Source organism: Acetoanaerobium noterae, assembly GCF_900168025.1.
Taxonomy (GTDB): Bacteria; Bacillota; Clostridia; order Peptostreptococcales; family Filifactoraceae; genus Acetoanaerobium; species Acetoanaerobium noterae.
The window spans coordinates 702,362-720,052 of the sequence record NZ_FUYN01000001.1 but is presented as its reverse complement, the minus strand read 5'-3'; the positions used below and the strand labels follow the sequence as shown (position 1 = coordinate 720,052).

Annotated in this window: 21 protein-coding genes; 20 read left to right on the top strand and 1 reads right to left on the bottom strand. The window is 35.1% G+C overall.

The window, feature by feature from the left end; all coding sequences use genetic code 11:
• Positions 1-57 precede the first annotated feature (57 nt).
• Positions 58-816 (top strand): tRNA1(Val) (adenine(37)-N6)-methyltransferase, encoded by a 759-nt coding sequence (locus B5X47_RS03620; protein ID WP_079588835.1) that lies wholly within the window; start codon positions 58-60, stop codon positions 814-816.
• Positions 800-1,636, top strand: a complete 837-nt coding sequence (rsmI, locus tag B5X47_RS03615; protein WP_079588834.1) for a 16S rRNA (cytidine(1402)-2'-O)-methyltransferase — start codon at positions 800-802, stop codon at positions 1,634-1,636. The genes B5X47_RS03620 and rsmI overlap by 17 nt, the downstream gene beginning before the upstream one ends.
• A gap of 84 nt (positions 1,637-1,720) precedes the next feature.
• Here the strand turns inward: rsmI and B5X47_RS03610 are convergent, their stop codons facing one another.
• Positions 1,721-1,963 carry an AbrB/MazE/SpoVT family DNA-binding domain-containing protein gene (locus B5X47_RS03610; RefSeq protein WP_079588833.1) on the bottom strand — a complete coding sequence of 81 codons (243 nt, stop codon included), beginning with the start codon at positions 1,961-1,963 and terminating at the stop codon, positions 1,721-1,723.
• Between the two features lie 121 nt (positions 1,964-2,084).
• On the opposite strand from B5X47_RS03610, the gene B5X47_RS03605 reads away from it, so the two are divergent.
• From B5X47_RS03605 to B5X47_RS03520, 18 genes are all read left to right on the top strand, one after another.
• Entirely contained in the window at positions 2,085-3,506 is a 1,422-nt protein-coding gene (locus tag B5X47_RS03605; RefSeq protein ID WP_079588832.1) for an HD domain-containing protein, read from the top strand.
• Positions 3,507-3,637: 131 nt separating this feature from the next.
• Positions 3,638-4,633: a class II fructose-bisphosphatase gene (gene glpX, locus B5X47_RS03600; RefSeq protein WP_079588831.1), complete on the top strand. Its 996-nt coding sequence runs from the start codon at positions 3,638-3,640 to the stop codon at positions 4,631-4,633.
• 107 nt (positions 4,634-4,740) lie between these two features.
• Positions 4,741-5,712 (top strand): class II fructose-bisphosphatase, encoded by a 972-nt coding sequence (glpX, locus tag B5X47_RS03595; protein ID WP_013362350.1) that lies wholly within the window; start codon positions 4,741-4,743, stop codon positions 5,710-5,712.
• Positions 5,713-5,974: 262 nt separating this feature from the next.
• Entirely contained in the window at positions 5,975-7,423 is a 1,449-nt protein-coding gene (rho, locus tag B5X47_RS03590; protein ID WP_079588830.1) for a transcription termination factor Rho, read from the top strand.
• 120 nt (positions 7,424-7,543) lie between these two features.
• Positions 7,544-7,741, top strand: a complete 198-nt coding sequence (rpmE, locus tag B5X47_RS03585; RefSeq protein ID WP_079588829.1) for a 50S ribosomal protein L31 — start codon at positions 7,544-7,546, stop codon at positions 7,739-7,741.
• 124 nt (positions 7,742-7,865) lie between these two features.
• A complete protein-coding gene (locus tag B5X47_RS03580) occupies positions 7,866-8,441 on the top strand; it encodes a thymidine kinase (protein WP_079588828.1) in 576 nt (191 codons plus the stop codon).
• Positions 8,442-8,502: 61 nt separating this feature from the next.
• A complete protein-coding gene (locus tag B5X47_RS03575) occupies positions 8,503-9,423 on the top strand; it encodes a DUF1385 domain-containing protein (RefSeq protein ID WP_079588827.1) in 921 nt (306 codons plus the stop codon).
• 20 nt (positions 9,424-9,443) lie between these two features.
• The gene (gene prmC / locus B5X47_RS03570) at positions 9,444-10,295 is read left to right on the top strand and encodes a peptide chain release factor N(5)-glutamine methyltransferase (RefSeq protein WP_079588826.1); all 852 of its coding nucleotides are present in this window, start codon (positions 9,444-9,446) and stop codon (positions 10,293-10,295) included.
• 45 nt (positions 10,296-10,340) lie between these two features.
• Positions 10,341-11,411: a peptide chain release factor 1 gene (prfA, locus tag B5X47_RS03565; RefSeq protein WP_079588825.1), complete on the top strand. Its 1,071-nt coding sequence runs from the start codon at positions 10,341-10,343 to the stop codon at positions 11,409-11,411.
• A gap of 102 nt (positions 11,412-11,513) precedes the next feature.
• Complete coding sequence (locus B5X47_RS03560) at positions 11,514-12,557, top strand: L-threonylcarbamoyladenylate synthase (protein ID WP_079588824.1); 1,044 nt, start codon at positions 11,514-11,516, stop codon at positions 12,555-12,557.
• 9 nt (positions 12,558-12,566) lie between these two features.
• Positions 12,567-13,043, top strand: a complete 477-nt coding sequence (locus tag B5X47_RS03555) for a low molecular weight protein arginine phosphatase (RefSeq protein WP_079588823.1) — start codon at positions 12,567-12,569, stop codon at positions 13,041-13,043.
• A gap of 2 nt (positions 13,044-13,045) precedes the next feature.
• Positions 13,046-13,501 (top strand): ribose 5-phosphate isomerase B, encoded by a 456-nt coding sequence (rpiB, locus tag B5X47_RS03550; protein WP_079588822.1) that lies wholly within the window; start codon positions 13,046-13,048, stop codon positions 13,499-13,501.
• On the top strand, positions 13,489-14,118 hold the full coding sequence (gene upp, locus B5X47_RS03545; protein WP_013362340.1) for a uracil phosphoribosyltransferase: 630 nt from the start codon (positions 13,489-13,491) through the stop codon (positions 14,116-14,118). Before rpiB ends, upp begins: the two co-directional genes overlap by 13 nt.
• Before the next feature lie 136 nt (positions 14,119-14,254).
• On the top strand, positions 14,255-14,743 hold the full coding sequence (locus tag B5X47_RS03540; protein ID WP_013362339.1) for a deoxycytidylate deaminase: 489 nt from the start codon (positions 14,255-14,257) through the stop codon (positions 14,741-14,743).
• An 11-nt stretch (positions 14,744-14,754) separates the two neighbouring features.
• The gene (locus B5X47_RS03535; protein WP_079588821.1) at positions 14,755-15,792 is read left to right on the top strand and encodes a glycosyltransferase family 4 protein; all 1,038 of its coding nucleotides are present in this window, start codon (positions 14,755-14,757) and stop codon (positions 15,790-15,792) included.
• Positions 15,789-16,934 (top strand): non-hydrolyzing UDP-N-acetylglucosamine 2-epimerase, encoded by a 1,146-nt coding sequence (gene wecB, locus B5X47_RS03530; RefSeq protein ID WP_079588820.1) that lies wholly within the window; start codon positions 15,789-15,791, stop codon positions 16,932-16,934. Before B5X47_RS03535 ends, wecB begins: the two co-directional genes overlap by 4 nt.
• A gap of 87 nt (positions 16,935-17,021) precedes the next feature.
• Positions 17,022-17,291 carry an AtpZ/AtpI family protein gene (locus B5X47_RS03525; protein WP_079588819.1) on the top strand — a complete coding sequence of 90 codons (270 nt, stop codon included), beginning with the start codon at positions 17,022-17,024 and terminating at the stop codon, positions 17,289-17,291.
• Between the two features lie 6 nt (positions 17,292-17,297).
• Positions 17,298-17,666, top strand: a complete 369-nt coding sequence (locus tag B5X47_RS03520) for an ATP synthase subunit I (protein WP_079588818.1) — start codon at positions 17,298-17,300, stop codon at positions 17,664-17,666.
• The last annotated feature ends 25 nt before the right edge of the window (positions 17,667-17,691 follow it).

Below are 17,691 nucleotides of genomic sequence, written 5' to 3'. Positions count from 1 at the left end.
AGGAGCTTATGCTCCTTTTCTAATGAAAATAAACGTAAAATATAAAAGGAGATTAAAATGCCTGAGTTATTAAATGAAAATGAAAGAATTGACGACCTGCAGATACATGACCTTAAAATCATACAGCAAAAGGATGGCTTTTGCTTTGGGATAGATGCTGTTTTACTGTCAAATTTTGTAACAGTAAAAAAAGGATATGTAGGAGCGGACTTTGGAACAGGCACTGGAATTATTCCTATATTGGTAGCTGGAAAAAGCAAGGTTGACCATATATATGCAATAGAGATTCAAAAGGAAGTCGCTCAGATGGCCAATAGGTCTATTATGCTCAATAAATTAGAGGATAGAATCGAGATTTTAAATATAAATTTAAAGGATGCACTTTCTTATATCAAGCCTCATTCTCTTGACTTTATAACATCAAATCCTCCATATATGCATGCCAATGGGTTGACTAATGAAAATGAAAAGAAAAAAATATCAAGACATGAAATCCACTGCAATTTAGATGATATAATGAAGACAGCATCAAAGCTTTTAAAGGACAATGGAAGCTTTTTTATGGTTCATAGACCTATTAGGCTCTGCGATATCTTTGTCAGTGCAAGAGCTCATAAGCTAGAGCCGAAATTGATGAAATTTGTACATCCAAAGCCATCAAAGGCTCCGAATCTAGTGCTGATAAAGTTTGTAAGAGCTGCAAAGCCAGAGCTTAAAATACTAGACCCTCTTTATGTACACAAAGAGGATGGCAGCTATGATGAGGAAATAATAAGAACTTATTCTATTAAGGAATTAGGTGAAGACCTTGGCTAAATTATATGTATGTCCTACTCCTATAGGAAATCTTGAAGATATCACTCTAAGAACTATAAGGACGCTTGAAGAAGTAGACTATATAGCAGCAGAAGACACTAGGCATACTATCAAGCTTTTGAACCATCTAAATATAAAAAAACCTTTGATTAGCCTTCACGAGCATAACGAAGCATTTAAATCAAGGGAGCTTATAGAACTAATTACATCAGGTCATGACGTTGCACTTGTATCAGATGCAGGAATGCCAGGAATATCTGACCCTGGAGAAAAACTCATCAAGCAGTGCATTGAAAGTGAGGTAGAGGTTGTAACTCTTCCGGGACCATCTGCATTTCTTACTGCTCTTGTAACCTCTGGACTAGATACAAGCAGATTTACTTTTATTGGATTTTTGGACAGGAATAATAAAACTAGAAAAGAAACAATTGAAGCGCTTAAAGCTAGACAAGAAACTCTTATTTTTTATGAAGCTCCTCATAGGATAGAAAAAACTATTTCTGAGCTTTTTGAAATACTAGGAGACAGAAAAATAGTAATAGCAAGAGAGCTTACTAAAAAGTATGAGCAGTATATAAGAACAAGCCTTAGAAGTTTGAGTGAAGATTTCTCTATGCTAGAGCATAGAGGAGAAATGGTTATTATTTTAGAAGGAGCTATAGAAGAAGTAGAGCCTGAAATAAATAAAGAAGCTGTTGAAAAAAGAATTAAAGAACTGCTTTTGCAGGATTTATCCACAAAGGAAGTTGCTAAGCAGATAGCTATTGAATATAAGATTAAAAAAAATGATGCCTATGCCTTGGCTTTGGGTATTAAGTAGGTATCATCACGCAGCAACCAGTAAAGTAAAAAAGAACCTGTTTGATTTTATCAATCAGGTTCTTTGAGATATGTATAAAAGATATTATAGCGTTGAAATTTTTGAAGCGCATCCATTACAGATGTTTTTTCCGTTAAACTCTTTAATATCTTCCGTGCTGCTGCAGAATATACATGATGATTCGTATTTTTTTAGTATTATAGAGTCGCCTTCTACGAAAATTTCTAGTGGATCTTTTTCTGAAATATGATGGATTCTTCTTATTTCAATTGGAATTACTACTCTTCCTAACTCATCGACTCTTCTTACTACGCCAGTTGACTTCAATTTATACCTCCTGAATTTAATTAACAAATTATCTAACAAACATAGAATATCTTATCAGTGCAGGAATAAAATGTCAACAATAATTATACTTTACTAATTATTTTTCCAGGGAGTGAGAACTATGCTTAATATATTAAGACCTATAGAGATATTGAAAGAAATAGAAAAAGAAAGAAATGATAAATTCTATATTGCTGGCTCTGGAATTAGAGAATATTTAATTGCAGACAAAATAAAGAGAATAAGAATATTAACATCCTTTGAGGCTCTAGATATTGCCCGAGAATTTATGAATAGATGCGAAGGCTATACTATGATTGAGAAAGAAGATGGGAGTATAGAAATATTTAGCGATAGATTTGTTTCTCTTATATTTTCTAAGATTTGTCCACAGGGAATCATAAGCCAGCTGTCAAAAAAAATATATACAGTTGATGCTGTAGCTATGACCTTGGATGATTTTATAGATTTCAAGCCTGAAAAGCTCATAAATCCTCATGGAGGACTTGAGGATATAAATAATAGAATCCTCAGGATAGTCGATGGTGAAAATTTAAGACAAAATCCTATAGGATATCTTAGAGGGATTAGACTTATGGCTGAGCATGAGCTAGATATTGACCCTGATACTGAAATCTTTATGAAAGAGCATGTACATTGGTTAGAAGGTATAAGAGGCGATGAATACACCAAAGAGCTTTTTAGAATCCTAGACCAAAAAGAAAGCTCATACTATATAAATCTAATGGATAGACATATAGGAATGCTTCAGTATATTTTCCCTGAGATAGAGCCTATGAAAAATGTAGGCGAATGTAAGTATCACGTGGTGGACTCTTTTACTCATTCAGTATATACCTTAAAAGTGCTTGAAGGAGTAGTAAATGCAAATGGATTTTTTGAGGACCACCTTAGGACAGCTTATGAAGAGCATACTAGTAAGTGCATGAATAGCAATATAAAAAGACTATCTCTTATAAAGCTTGGAGCTTTTTTCCACGACATAGGAAAACCAGCTGCTAAGTTCAACGATGACAAAGGCAGAACGAGGTTCCAAGGTCATGAGATAGTAGGAGCTGAGATGCTTATGGAAATCGGAAAAAGGCTAGGGCTAAGCGAAGAAGACACGGTGACTTTATCTAGATATTCGGCTCTTCATATGTTTCCTCTAGTTATTTATAAAAACAATGATGTATCTGGAGATACCTTATTTAATATGTTTTCTCAGACTGAAGATGAAACCCTAGATGTGCTTTTAATTGGATATGCAGATATAGTAGCAACTAGAAAGCTACTAAATCCAGACGAAGAAATGGGTAATTTTAAAGTCCACGTAGAATATATAGCAAACAACTATATAACAAGATATCTTCCTCTTAAGGAGATGGATAAAATTATTACCTTTGAGGAAATAAAAAAATTAGTTGGAGAGCATGAAGCAATGCCAGCATATGAAGCTCTTAGAAAATCAATATATATGGGAAGAGTGTCTCTAAAGAGGGACAAAATAGATAAATTTCTTTCAAATATAAGCTGGAGATAGTTTAATATTTTTAGCTTTTATAATGAATTATGATTTTGACAGATATTGTGACATACTTTATAATTGTATATTGGATTAAAGGTGTTATACAAATAAGTTAATATTTCATATTATTGTATTTGGAGGAAATGATGAGTAGAAATCTTGCGCTTGAACTTGTTAGGGTAACAGAAACTGCAGCACTAGCATCTGCTAGATATATGGGCAGAGGAGATAAAAACGGAGCTGATGGAGCGGCTGTAGAAGGTATGAGACTTGCCTTTGAAAGCATAGATATAGATGGAGAGGTAGTAATAGGCGAGGGAGAGCTGGACGAAGCGCCTATGCTATATATAGGAGAAAAGCTAGGAACTGGAAATGGAAGAAAGACAGATATAGCAGTAGACCCTTTAGAGGGTACGAGCCTTATTGCAAAGGGACTTCCTAATGCTATAGCAGTTTTAGCCATGTCAGAAAAAGGCTGCTTACTAAAAGCGCCTGACACCTATATGAAAAAAATAGTAGTAGGTCCAGAAGCCAAAGGCTGCATTGATATTGATGATACAGTTACCAACAACATAACCAGAGTATCTAAAGCGCTTAACAAAAGAATTTCTGAGATTACTCTAATAGTTCAAGACAGAGATAGACACAAGGATATTATAGATGAGGCTAGAGCAATCGGAGCCAGAATTAAACTTTTCAGTGATGGAGACGTAGCTAGTGCTATGGCTACATGCTTTGAAGAAACAGGGATTGATATTTTTATGGGCATAGGAGGAGCTCCTGAAGGAGTTATTACTGCGGCCGCTGTCAAGTGCATGGGCGGAGATATGCAGGCAAAGTTAAATCCTCTAAGCGAAGAGGAAATTTCAAGATGCCATGAAATGGGCTTTACAGATGAAAAGCTATCAAAGGTACTTTACCTAGATGATTTAGCAAAGGGAGAAGATGTGTTCTTTGCTGCTACTGGAATAACAAGTGGAGATTTGTTAAAAGGAGTAGTATATCTTAAAAATGATAAAGCCAAGACTCACTCTATAGTTATGCGCTCGAAAACAGGTACTATAAGATTTGTTGAAGCTATTCATAAGCTAGATAAGAACAGCATCATGGTTGACCTTATGGATAAATACAAAAATATCTAGTAAAATATATAAATGGAATTTTATTTAGAATAATGAAAAATATAATTTTTAAATTTTGACAATAAGCTAGCCATTTATGATTAGTTGGAAAAGGGGAGATTTTTATTATGGATAGGAATCTAGCGTTGAACCTAGTTAGGGTTACAGAGGCTGCAGCTATCGAAAGTGCAAAATTTTTGGGTCGTGGAGATAAGGATGGAGCAGATGAAGCAGCTGTATCAGCTATGAGGAAGATGTTTTCGACTGTAGATATAGATGGCACGGTTGTAATAGGTGAAGGAGAAATGGATGAGGCTCCTATGCTTTATATAGGAGAAAAAGTTGGTCTAGGCGAAGGACATCCAAAAGTAGATATAGCAGTTGACCCTGTAGATGGAACTGTTTCTGTTGCCAAGGGATTTAATAATGCGATAGCTATAATTGCTATGGCTCCTGAAGGAAAGCTACTTCATGCTCCAGATATGTATATGCAAAAAATAGCAGTAGGACCAAAAGTAAAAGGCAGAGTAAGTCTTGATATGCCTATTCCTGATATCCTAGTTGAAACTGCTAAGGCTTTGGATAAACCTATAGAAGAGCTTACAGTTACGATGCTTGATAGAGAGAGACATTCAAATCTTATGAAAATCTGTAGACAGATGGGATGCAGAATTAAGCTTGTTATGGATGGTGATGTAGCTGCAGCTATAGATACTTGCTTTTCACATACAGGAATAGACATAATGCTAGGCTCCGGTGGAGCTCCAGAAGGAGTTTTGGCAGCCGCGGCAATAAAATGCCTAGGAGGAGATTTCCAAGGCAGATTAATTGCAGAAGAAGAAAGCGAATACAAAAGATGCCAGAAGATGGGAGTAGATCCTGAACAGCTTCTTGAATTAGAAGATTTAGTATGCGGAGACGAAGTGTATTTTGCAGCAAGTGGAATATCAGATGGAAATTTACTTAAAGGTGTCATTTTTGATTCCGAAAATATGGCAAAGACTCACTCTATAGTGATGAGAGCAGAAACTGGAACAATAAGATTTGTAGAGGCTATTCACAGGCTAAATAAAAAGCCTTATATCTATGCAAATAAATAAAATCAGAATCTAGTCTCGCAGTTTTATTAATAGCGAGGATTTGGATTATGTGGTATAATAATAAAGTAGCGGATGATTAGCGCAAGCTTATTGTCAGCTACTTTTACTATTTTATTGTGAATACAGTCTTGTAAACATCTCGATACTAGCTTTTCATAGAATCTTCTCATGAAGTATCTCAAAACCAAAGATTAATTTCCATAGACAAAAGCAAATAGTAATTAAATATTTTTAGTATAAAAGCTTTAGGAGGAACTACAAAATGGTTGATTTGCATTCGATGAAGCTCATTGAATTAAAAGAATTGGCAAAAGAAAAGAACATTAAATTGCCAAAAGCAGTAAAGAAAAATGAGTTGATTGAGATATTAGAAAAAAATAATAACGAAACTATTGATAATAAGAGCTATGAAAAAAAAGACGAAGCCATTCATAAAGATAAAGCCATAAAAAATAATGAACAACCTAATAAAGATGAATTTATTAAAAGTGTGGATACTGATAATAAAGAAGAGCTTGCTAATAAAAAGGATAGTCAAGAACAGCAGCTAGCATCATTGCCAGACAATCTAGCAGAAGAAATAAAAGATGAGCAAGAAGTTGATTTTGCAGAGGGAGTACTTGAAATCCTACCAGATGGGTATGGCTTTTTAAGAGGCTCGAATTATCTATCTACAGAAAATGACGTTTATATATCGCCATCTCAAATTCGTAGATTTAATATGAAAACAGGAGATAAAATTCTAGGGATAACTAGGCCGCCTAAAAATGGGGAAAAATTTCGAGCTATTTTATATGTAAAGTCTATAAATGGCTATAAGCCAGATGCAGCTACAAGAAGAAAATCTTTTGACACGCTCACTCCTGTTTATCCAGACGAGAGATTTTATTTAGAAAAATCTAAAGAGCTTTCTGCAAGATTAATTGATATAATAAGTCCTGTTGGAAAAGGTCAAAGAGGATTGATAGTAGCTCCCCCAAAAGCTGGTAAAACAACTCTACTTAAAACTATAGCAAATTCTATAATTCATAATAATAAAGAGGTAGAACTAATAGTACTTCTAGTGGATGAACGTCCTGAGGAAGTAACAGATATCAGAGAATCTGTAATTGGAGCAGATGTAATATCATCTACCTTTGACGAGCTTCCTACTCATCATATCAAGGTTGCTGAAATGGTTCTAAATAGAGCTAAAAGACTTGTAGAGCATGGAAAAGACGTAGTGATTCTTCTTGATAGTATCACAAGACTTGCAAGAGCTTACAATCTTACGATATCTCCAACTGGAAGAACTCTTTCAGGAGGGCTAGATCCAGGAGCGTTATATGGTCCTAAGAAGTTTTTTGGAGCTGCTAGGAATATTAGAAACGGTGGCTCTCTCACCATATTAGCAACTGCCTTAGTAGAGACTGGTTCTCGTATGGACGATGTAATCTTTGAGGAGTTCAAAGGTACAGGCAACATGGAGCTTCATCTAGATAGAAAGCTAGCAGAAAAACGAATTTTCCCAGCGATAGACATATATAAATCTGGAACGAGAAAAGAAGAGATGCTACTAAGTGAAAAAGAGCTTGCTTGTGCATACAACCTTAGAAGAACTCTAAGTAATTCGACAGCGTTTGAGATTATGGAGCAGATTATTTCGATGATGAAAAATACAAAAGATAACGATGCATTTATAGATGCTATTATGGAAGCATTCAAACAATAATCTAAACTTAAAAATCGATTTTTATTATTGAATTTAAAATAATAGTGTGTTACAATGTTATGGTTGATAGAGCATATAATCAGATGCATTATGCGCATTAGTAGGAGTGAGGTGAGTTTCATGAAAGCAAATATTCATCCAGAATATAAAGAGGTACAGGTTCACTGTGCATGTGGAAATACATTTATGGCTGGTTCAACTAACGAAGAAATTCGTGTTGAAATCTGCTCACAGTGCCATCCTTTCTACACTGGTCAAGCTAAGAGTGTTGAAAAGGGCGGAAGAATCGAAAGATTTAACAAAAAATTCAACAGATAGCAATTATAAAGGACCGAAGAATTTCGGTCCTTTTATAATATAAAAAGTCAATACTGCAATAATTATTTTCTTAGTAATATAATAGTAAGAAAGATAAACAAAAATATCAGGCGGTGAATGAATTATGTATAGACCTAGTGGTCATGGATATATTGAAGCTGTAGTTGGTCCTATGTACAGCGGCAAAAGTGAAGAGCTCATAAGACGCTTAAAAAGAGCTAAGATTGCAAAGCAAGAGGTTATTGTTTTTAAACCATGCATAGACAATAGATATAGTAAAGAAGACGTAGTATCTCATAGTGGAATAAGCATACGAGCAATAGCAATTAATCACACAGAGGAAATTCATAAGTATATCACTGACGAAACCCAAGTTGTTGGGATAGATGAAGTACAGTTTTTTGACGAGGGAATTGTAGCTGTTGCTTTAGAATTAGCAGATAAAGGGATAAGAGTTATAGCTGCTGGATTAGATTTGGATTTTAAAGCAGAGCCTTTTGGACCAGTGCCAGAGCTTTTAGCCAGAGCGGAATTTGTAGACAAGCTTCAAGCTGTTTGTGTAAAATGCGGAGCTCCAGCTACTAGAACCCAAAGGCTGATAAACAAAGAGCCTGCAAGATACGATGACCCTATAATCTTAGTAGGAGCGACTGAGTCTTATGAAGCTAGATGCAGAAAATGCCACAGAATTAAAAAATAAATCTTTTAGCTTAAAATGGGTATAATAATTAAGTATGAGTAATATATTAAGGAGTAACTGAATGAGCAAACAAAACGTAGGTGGCCAAGCCCTGATAGAAGGGGTTATGATGAAAAGTGAAAAGGCAAAATCTATAGCTATTAGAAAGCAAGACGATTCTATACTTGTAACTTCAGAGGACATCAAGCCCTCAAAATATTCCAAGCTTAAAAAAATACCATTTTTAAGAGGGATGTTTGTGCTTGTAGAGTCGATGGTAGAAGGAACAAAGGATATAAACTACGCGGCATCATTTTACGCAGAGGATGATTCTGATGAAGTTGACCTATTCGAAAAAATCATGGTTAAGCTATTCAAGGATAAAGCAGAAAAAGCTGCAACTATGATTTCAGTGATATTTGCATTTGCAATAGCAATAGGCCTATTTATTGTTTTGCCAGCTTTTTTGGTAAAAGGTTCTAATGAAGATGCGACAATGTTTTCAAGCTTAAAAGAAGGCTTAATTAAAATAAGCTTTTTTGTAGCCTATATATATATCATATCTCTTATGAATGACATTAAAAGAGTGTTTCAGTACCATGGAGCAGAGCATAAATCTATATTTGCTTATGAAAAAGGATTGGAGCTTACTGTAGATAATGTAAAGAAAATGCCAAGACTTCATCCTAGATGCGGAACAAATTTTATTTTTGTAGTGCTTATGGTATCTACCTTTGTTTTTTCATTTTTCACATTTGAAAACGTACTTACAAGATCCATTCTAAAATTGATATTTTTCCCAGTAGTTGCAGGAATAGCCTATGAGATAATAAAAATTGCTGGAAAATATCAGAATCCATTTACAAGAATATTGATTCTTCCTGGACTATTAATGCAAAAAATAACAACTAGAGAACCAGATGAAAAGCAAATTGAGGTTGCTATAGCAGCATTACAGGCTACGCTTGATAAAACAGAGGTAGTAAGTCCAAGTCCCACATAAATCAAATGGAGAAATAAATTATGAAGATAAAAGATATAATTAATTATGGTGTAGCCATGATTAAAAATACTGAAAGCCCATCGCTTGAAACCCAAATGATGATAGCAAAGGTAATTGAAAAGGATAGACTTTATATCATGCTCAATCTAGAAGAAGATATAGACGAATCTAAGGTAGAAATTATAAAGACTATGATTGATAAAAGAAAAAACTCCTATCCTCTTCAGTATATATTAGGAGAAAGAGAGTTTTGGGGTATGGACTTCAAGGTAAGTGAAGGGGTGCTCATCCCTAGGCAAGATACCGAAATTTTGATTGAAGAGACACTTAAGAAACTTAAAGACCACAAGCATAAATCTAACCTAAAAGGATTCGAGATAGGAGTAGGTAGTGGAATTATATCAATTACATTACTCAAAGAAATAGAAACCTTAACTATGATAGGAGTAGATATAAATGATAAAGCCATAGAATTGACAAAAGCTAATGCATTAAAGCATGAAGTAAGTGATAGGCTTTGCATTTTGAATTCAAATTTATTTGAAAAAATTAATAAAGAAAATCAATTTGATTTTATAATATCAAATCCTCCTTATATAGAAACTAAAGTAATAGATAGCTTGCAGGAGGACATAAAGCAGCATGAGCCAAAGCTAGCTTTAGATGGTGGAGAAGATGGACTTGATTTTTATAGAGCTATAATAGAGCAGTCCAAATCTTATATTAGCCCTTATGGCTTTATTGCTTTTGAAATAGGCTATAATCAAGCAGAAGCAGTCAAAAAAATATTTGTGGAAAATGGCTATCCAAATGTAACTATTGCAAAGGATTTGGCAGGATTTGACAGGGTTGTAATTGGTATGATTATCTGATAAAATAAAGTGTTTGTATATGAAGAAAAATAAAGGGTGGTAAAGATGTTTGATAAAATAGAGTTTGTTGAGGAAAAGTATAAGGAGCTTAACCAGAAGATTTCTGATCCTGAGGTTATAAATAACCAAAGTTTATGGCAAAAGCTTATGAAAGAGCATGCAGAAATAGAACCAGTTGTTATGAAATACAGAGAGTATAAAACCGTTAAGTCTCAGTTTGAGGGAGCAAAAGAAATTCTTGAAAGCTCAAACGATGAAGAAATGAGAGAACTAGCTAAGATGGAATTATCAGAGCTAGAGGAATCGCTTGAGGCTGTTTCAGAAGATCTTAGAATTCTTCTTCTGCCGAAGGATCCTAACGACGATAAAAACGTTATAGTTGAAATTCGTGCAGGCGCTGGTGGAGATGAAGCAGCTTTATTTGCAGGGGTACTATTTAGAATGTACTCTATGTACGCATCTTCTAGAAGATGGAAGGTTGAGCTTATGTCTTCGAATGATACAGGAGTAGGCGGATATAAAGAAGTTGTGTTTATGATTAACGGTAAGGGAGCATACTCAAGATTAAAATTTGAGTCAGGCGTGCACCGTGTTCAAAGAGTTCCAGAAACTGAGTCAGCTGGAAGAATTCACACGTCTACAGCAACTGTTGCGGTACTTCCTGAGGTTGAAGAGGTAGGAGAGGTGGAGCTTAACCTAAACGACGTAAGGGTTGATGTATTTAGGTCATCTGGAAACGGTGGACAGTCAGTTAATACTACAGATTCAGCAGTAAGACTTACTCACGTTCCTACAGGGATTGTTATATCTATGCAGGATGAAAAATCACAGCTAAAAAATAAAGAAAAAGCTTTTAAAATACTAAGAGCTAAGTTGTACGATATAGAGCTAGAAAAAGCTCAAAAAGAAGTAGCTAGGGAAAGAAAAAGCCAGGTTGGTACAGGAGACCGTTCTGAGAGGATACGTACATACAACTATCCTCAAGGTAGAATAACAGACCATAGAATAGGAGTAACATTATACAAGCTAGATGCTTTCTTAAATGGAGATTTAGATGAAATGGTGGACGCTCTTATAACTACTGACCAAACTGAAAAAATGCAAATGGCAGAGTAATAATAGGGATATTAAAAATTTGTAGCCATAAGAAGGTCAGTCACTGACCTTTTTTGCTATAAACTGTTACTAGATCCACCACTGAGTGTGAGGCGAGATATAATGAAAGCAAAGAGATGCTTGCTAATAGATACAGATAAAGACAAAGAATTTTTAGATGAGAAGTTACATAAAGTAGCAAATCTGCTTAAAGCTGGAAAAACGGTAGTATTTCCTACTGAAACAGTATATGGACTGGGAGCTAATGCACTGGACCCTGAAGCGGCAAAGAAAATCTATGAAGCAAAAGGTAGACCATCTGATAATCCACTGATAGTACACATTTCTAAAAAAGAAGATGTGGATTTTCTTGCGGGAAATATCAGCCAAGATGCAAAGCTTCTAATGGAAGCTTTTTGGCCAGGACCACTTACGCTAATATTAGATAAATCAGATAATGTTCCAATTGAGACAACAGGAGGGTTAATGACTGTTGCAATTAGAATGCCATCAAATCCAATAGCGAGAAAGCTAATTGATTTAGCAGGTGTACCTATTGCTGCTCCATCTGCCAATATTTCTGGAAGACCATCTATAACCTCTTCAAAATATTTAGTAGAAGAGCTTTGTGAAAGAGTGGATGCTATAATTATTTCAGAGGACAGTGAAATTGGATTGGAATCAACAGTAATAGATATGACAGCTAGTACTCCAGTAATACTAAGACCTGGAAAAATCGGAAAAACTGAGATAGAAAAAATTCTCAATAAGGAAATAGAGCTAGACCCATCTTTAAAGGATGAAAATGCGGCCCCTAAATCTCCGGGCATGAAATACAAGCATTACAGCCCTAACGCTACAGTAATTGTGGTTACAGGAAGCTTGGATGAAATGAAGCAAAAGATAAACCAAAAGCTGAGCCTTGATAAAAATAAAAGTGACAAAGTAAAAGTGGTTTGCCTTGAAGATAGGGTGAGCTTATATGATGGTTACGGCATTTCTTGGGGGAAAAACAGCCAAGAGGCAGCTAGAAATTTATTCAAGATACTTAGATTAATGGATGAGCAAAATATAGAAGTTGTTTACTTTGAAGAGTTAAATTCAGATGAGATAAGTGAGGCTGTAATGAATAGACTTATAAAAGCGGCTGGAAATATGATTTTGTAGGAGGAAGCTATGCTGAAAGTAGCCTTTGTATGTACAGGCAATACCTGCAGAAGTCCTATGGCTGAAGCTATATTAAAAGATGTCCTTGAAAAAAGAGGAGAAAATCTTTCTGAGTATAGGATATATTCTCTTGGAATTATGGCTATGAATGGAGACAGCGCATCTTATAATTCTATTGAGGTCATGAAGGAACTAAAAATAGATATCAGCTCTCATAGAAGTCAGAGGGTTAATCCTGAAAATATCAAAGCAGATATACTAATTACAATGGGAAAATCTCATAAGGATTTTCTGATTGTAAATACGACTGACACTCAGATATTGATGCTAAAGGAATTTGCAGGTTATGGAGAAGTAGATGTGAGAGATCCATATGGAGGCTCTTACTATGACTATGTAGATGTGAGAGATGAAATACTGGATAGCATTGAAAAAATAGCAGATAAAATTATCGAGCTAAATAAGAAAAAAATAGGAGGCTTATAAAAATGAAAATTGGATTAGGCGCTGATCATGGTGGCTATAAGTTAAAGCAGCTTATAAAAGAGCATCTAGAGAAAAATGGATATGAAGTTGTGGATTATGGCACAAACTCATCTGATTCTGTGGATTATCCTGACTATGGGAAAAAGGTAGCTCAGGCTGTTATTGATAGAGAAGTAGAAAAGGGTATAGTGTGCTGTGGAACTGGTATAGGTATAAGCCTTGCTGCCAATAAAGTCAAAGGCATAAGATGTGCCAATGTATCAGATACTTTTTCAGCAAAGATGAGTAGAGCACATAACAACTGCCAGATGATAGCTCTTGGTGAAAGAGTTTTAGGAGCTGGACTTGCACTTGAGATAGTGGATGCATTTTTGAATACAGAGTTTGAAGGCGACCGTCATCAAAGAAGAGTAGATAAAATTATGGATATTGAGGGAGGATTCACATGTCAAAATTAGTAGTAGTAGACCATCCAATGATTCAGCATAAGCTGAGTATATTAAGAGATAAGAACACAGGTTCAAGAGAGTTTAGAGCTCTAGTTAAAGAAATAGGTATGCTAATGGTATATGAAATTACTAGAGACCTACCTTTAGAGGAAATTGAAATAGAAACACCAGTTACTAAAACAAGAGCTAAAGTACTTGCAGGAAAAAAGCTTGCAGTAGTTCCTATACTTCGTGCAGGCCTTGGTATGGTAGATGGAATTCTAGAGCTTATTCCAGCAGCAAAGGTTGGACATATAGGTCTATATAGAGATCCAGAGACTTTAAAGCCAGTTGAGTATTTTTGCAAGCTACCACAAGATGTTGAAGAAAGAGAATTTTTAGTTGTTGACCCTATGCTTGCTACTGGAGGTTCAGCTGAAGCTGCTATACAGCTGCTTAAAGATAGAGGGGCTAAAAATATAAGACTAGTATGCCTAGTTGGATGCCCTGAGGGGGTAAAGATGGTTCAAGAAGCTCATCCTGATGTAGATGTTTATTTAGCTGCACTAGACGAAAAATTAAACGACCATGGATACATAGTGCCTGGACTTGGTGATGCAGGAGATAGAATTTTTGGAACTAAGTAACACTAAATATATTTAATCATAATGTAAATTATATTTAATTATTTTTTTGCAAGTCTGTATTTTGTATTGTTTTTTCTGTTATAATAATAACAACAGATATCTATGCTTAATAATAACCGATTGGAGTTGTTGATATTTGGATAGACGCGATAAAATTAATTATTATTTAGATATAGCTCAGACAGTTTTAAATAGAGGAACTTGCAGAAGAAGAAATTATGGAAGCATTATAGTAAAAAATGATGAAATAATTTCTACAGGATATACGGGAGCGCCAAGAGGCAGAAAAAATTGTATAGACCTTGGATACTGTTATAGAGAAGCTATGAATATTCCAAGAGGGCAGATGTATGAAACTTGCAGATCTGTTCATTCTGAAATGAATGCTATAATATCAGCAGAAAGAAGAGATATGATAGGGGCAACCTTATATCTTGTTGGAAAAGATATGGCTACAGGAGAGCTTGTAGAAAATGCAGATTCGTGTAGTATGTGCAAACGTGTTATAATTAATGCAGGAATAAAAGAAGTTATAATAAGGGAGACTTTAGAAACCTATAGAGTCATCCCGGTACAGACCTGGATTGATGAAGATGATTCTCTTTCCGGTGTTTTAGGATATTAGGAGGTGCTTTTGTGCCGAAAATCATTATTGCTTTTTTAGGAGCAATGTTGTTTTCATATGTTTTAACGCCCTATGTGATTAAGCTAGCGCATAGGATAGGAGCTATAGATGTACCAAAGGATGACAGAAGAGTTCATAGCAAGCCCATACCAAGACTTGGTGGGATTGCAATCTTCGGGGGATTTTTCATAGTATCAACGCTACTCATTCCAATTAGCAGAGAAATGATGGGTTTTCTATTAGCCTCAGTAATTATGATTATCATGGGAATACTAGATGATACAAGAGGATTAGGAGCGAAGACTAAGCTTTTAATTCAAATAACCTGTGCACTTATTGTTTTTGTCTTTGGAGTTCGAATAGAATTTCTGACAAATCCCTTTGATAAAGAAACAGGAATGCTTTATTTAGGAATTTTAGCTCTACCACTTACTGTGTTTTGGATAGTTGGAATTACAAATACAGTTAATTTAATAGATGGACTAGATGGACTTGCAGCTGGAATCTCAGCTATATCAGCCATAACTCTTTCTTTGATTGCATATATGTCAAACGACATAACATCTACTATTCTTCTTGTTGCACTTGCGGGAGGAGCAATAGGCTTTTTACCATTTAACTTCAATCCTGCAAAAATATTCATGGGGGATACAGGCTCGCTATTTCTAGGCTTTGCCTTATCTGTTATTTCAATAGAAGCTGCAATTAAGTCTGCTGCTACCTTGGCAGTTGTAGTACCTATATTGGCACTTGGAATACCTATATTTGATACTACCTTTGCTATAATAAGAAGAGCAAATGCAGGAAGACCAATTATGGAAGCTGATAAAGGACATCTCCACCATAGACTGCTTAGCAGAGGGTTATCTCAAAAGCAAACAGTTATAGCTTTATATTTAATGAGCTGTATTTTAGGAGCAAGTGCTATTTTTATAGCTGAAGCTAGTATGAAATCAGCAATGGTAGTGCTGACCTTAGATTTGTTGCTTATAATTTACGGTGTATTTAGACTTAAAATACTTACTCACACACAGGAGGAAGTTAAATGAAAGTAAAAGTATTGACAGTATTTGGGACAAGACCAGAAGCTATTAAAATGGCACCACTAGTTAAAGAACTTCAAAAAAGAGAAGAAATCGAGTGCAAGGTATTAGTGACTGCTCAGCATAGACAAATGCTAGACAGCGTCTTGGATATTTTTGATATCACTCCAGATTTTGACCTTAATATAATGCAGCATGGTCAGACTATTACAGATATAACAAGTAGGGTAATGTATGGCTGTCAGGAAGTATTTAAAAGCTATAAGCCTGAAATAGTACTTGTGCATGGAGATACGACTACTACCTTTGCCGCTAGCCTAGCTGCATTTTATGAAAAAATACCAGTGGGACATGTAGAAGCAGGGCTTAGAAGTGATAACATTTATTCACCTTATCCTGAAGAGATGAACAGAAGGCTTACCGGAAGGCTAGCAAGCTATCATTTTGCCCCAACTATAGCAAACAGAGAGAATTTAGTTAAAGAAAATGTATCCAGAAGAGACATATTAGTAACTGGAAACACAGTTATCGATGCGCTTTTAAGTGTAGTAAATGATAACTACAAATTCGAAAATGAAATGCTTAATACAATAGATTTTAATGAGAAAAAAGTAATTTTACTTACTTGCCATAGAAGAGAAAACTGGGGCGAGCCAATGAACAATATATTTAAAGCGTGTAACGAACTTGTTTTAGATAACCCTGATGTTCATTTGATATTCCCTATGCATATGAATCCTATAGTAAGAGATAGCGCACACGAGTTTATGGGAAATAACGATAGAATTAGTTTAATTGAACCACTAGATTATGAGCCATTTGCAAACTTGATGAGCAAGGTATATATGATAATGACTGATTCAGGCGGCATTCAAGAGGAAGGTCCTGCCCTTGGGAAGCCTGTTATGGTACTAAGGACAGAGACTGAAAGACCAGAAGCTGTTGAAGCAGGAACTGTAAAAGTTGTAGGAGTTGACCCAGACAAAATTTATAGAGTGGGAATGAGACTCGTTCAAGATGCATCATACTATGAATCTATTGCAAATGCTGTTAATCCATATGGAGATGGAAAAGCATCCAGTAGGATTGCTGACCATATTTTATTTAAATTTGGTATTAGTAATAAAGAAGTAGATGAATTCAAATAAAATTTTATGGATAGTTAAATTTATATCGGTTTCAAATTTCAGATTATGATAGTATAATTACATATGTATCCTAAAAGGAGGGACACAATGCCTAGTGAGAAAAAGACTTTCTACAAATCCTTGAGCAACTTGGCTTTACTAAGTCAGATTGGATTCTCAATGGTAGTTCCTATTATAGGGTGTGTTTGGGTAGCAAATTTTTTAATGAAAAAATTTAATCTAGGAGTATGGGTGCTTTTTTTATTCATAATTCTAGGCGTATTTAGTGCTTTTGCAAACTTGTTTAAAATAACAAAGTTTTCTAGCAAGAATAAAAAACAAAGTGACCTTAAGTCGAATGATAAGGATGGAGACTAGTAAGTCGTGGATGCAACGTTACGAGAAACCATAAAGATTTTTAAAGGCATTGTAGTTCTGGATGTAATATTCATTGCTATTATATATATTTTAGGAAAATTTGACATTCCCATGCTTCAAGGGATACTAATTGGTTCTGTTTATGCGTTACTTAACTTTAGACTTATTGCTGTCAGTCTAAACAGAGCAGTTCAAATGTCACCAGGTAGAGCTCAGGTTTTTGCTGGTGTAAGTTATGTAGGTAGGCTTGCCTTGACTGCTGCTATAATATTAGCAGCAATCAAGGTTGACTATATAAATGCATTTGGTGTGATAGTGCCGATGTTTTTTCCAAAAATTATCATTGTAAGCTCAGCCATAAATCGTAAGGTTTGATGGACAAATGTCAGAATATTACTGA

Excerpts from the sequence above, each read along its gene's own strand:
- glpX (WP_013362350.1), top strand. The coding sequence starts at position 4,741 with ATGGATAGGAATCTAGCGTTGAACCTAGTTAGGGTTACAGAGGCTGCA.
- B5X47_RS03580 (WP_079588828.1), top strand. The coding sequence starts at position 7,866 with ATGTATAGACCTAGTGGTCATGGATATATTGAAGCTGTAGTTGGTCCT.
- rho (WP_079588830.1), top strand. The coding sequence starts at position 5,975 with ATGGTTGATTTGCATTCGATGAAGCTCATTGAATTAAAAGAATTGGCA.
- glpX (WP_079588831.1), top strand. The coding sequence starts at position 3,638 with ATGAGTAGAAATCTTGCGCTTGAACTTGTTAGGGTAACAGAAACTGCA.
- B5X47_RS03575 (WP_079588827.1), top strand. The coding sequence starts at position 8,503 with ATGAGCAAACAAAACGTAGGTGGCCAAGCCCTGATAGAAGGGGTTATG.
- prfA (WP_079588825.1), top strand. The coding sequence starts at position 10,341 with ATGTTTGATAAAATAGAGTTTGTTGAGGAAAAGTATAAGGAGCTTAAC.
- B5X47_RS03555 (WP_079588823.1), top strand. The coding sequence starts at position 12,567 with ATGCTGAAAGTAGCCTTTGTATGTACAGGCAATACCTGCAGAAGTCCT.
- rpmE (WP_079588829.1), top strand. The coding sequence starts at position 7,544 with ATGAAAGCAAATATTCATCCAGAATATAAAGAGGTACAGGTTCACTGT.
- upp (WP_013362340.1), top strand. The coding sequence starts at position 13,489 with ATGTCAAAATTAGTAGTAGTAGACCATCCAATGATTCAGCATAAGCTG.
- prmC (WP_079588826.1), top strand. The coding sequence starts at position 9,444 with ATGAAGATAAAAGATATAATTAATTATGGTGTAGCCATGATTAAAAAT.
- B5X47_RS03560 (WP_079588824.1), top strand. The coding sequence starts at position 11,514 with ATGAAAGCAAAGAGATGCTTGCTAATAGATACAGATAAAGACAAAGAA.
- rpiB (WP_079588822.1), top strand. The coding sequence starts at position 13,046 with ATGAAAATTGGATTAGGCGCTGATCATGGTGGCTATAAGTTAAAGCAG.
- B5X47_RS03525 (WP_079588819.1), top strand. The coding sequence starts at position 17,022 with ATGCCTAGTGAGAAAAAGACTTTCTACAAATCCTTGAGCAACTTGGCT.
- wecB (WP_079588820.1), top strand. The coding sequence starts at position 15,789 with ATGAAAGTAAAAGTATTGACAGTATTTGGGACAAGACCAGAAGCTATT.
- B5X47_RS03605 (WP_079588832.1), top strand. The coding sequence starts at position 2,085 with ATGCTTAATATATTAAGACCTATAGAGATATTGAAAGAAATAGAAAAA.
- B5X47_RS03620 (WP_079588835.1), top strand. The coding sequence starts at position 58 with ATGCCTGAGTTATTAAATGAAAATGAAAGAATTGACGACCTGCAGATA.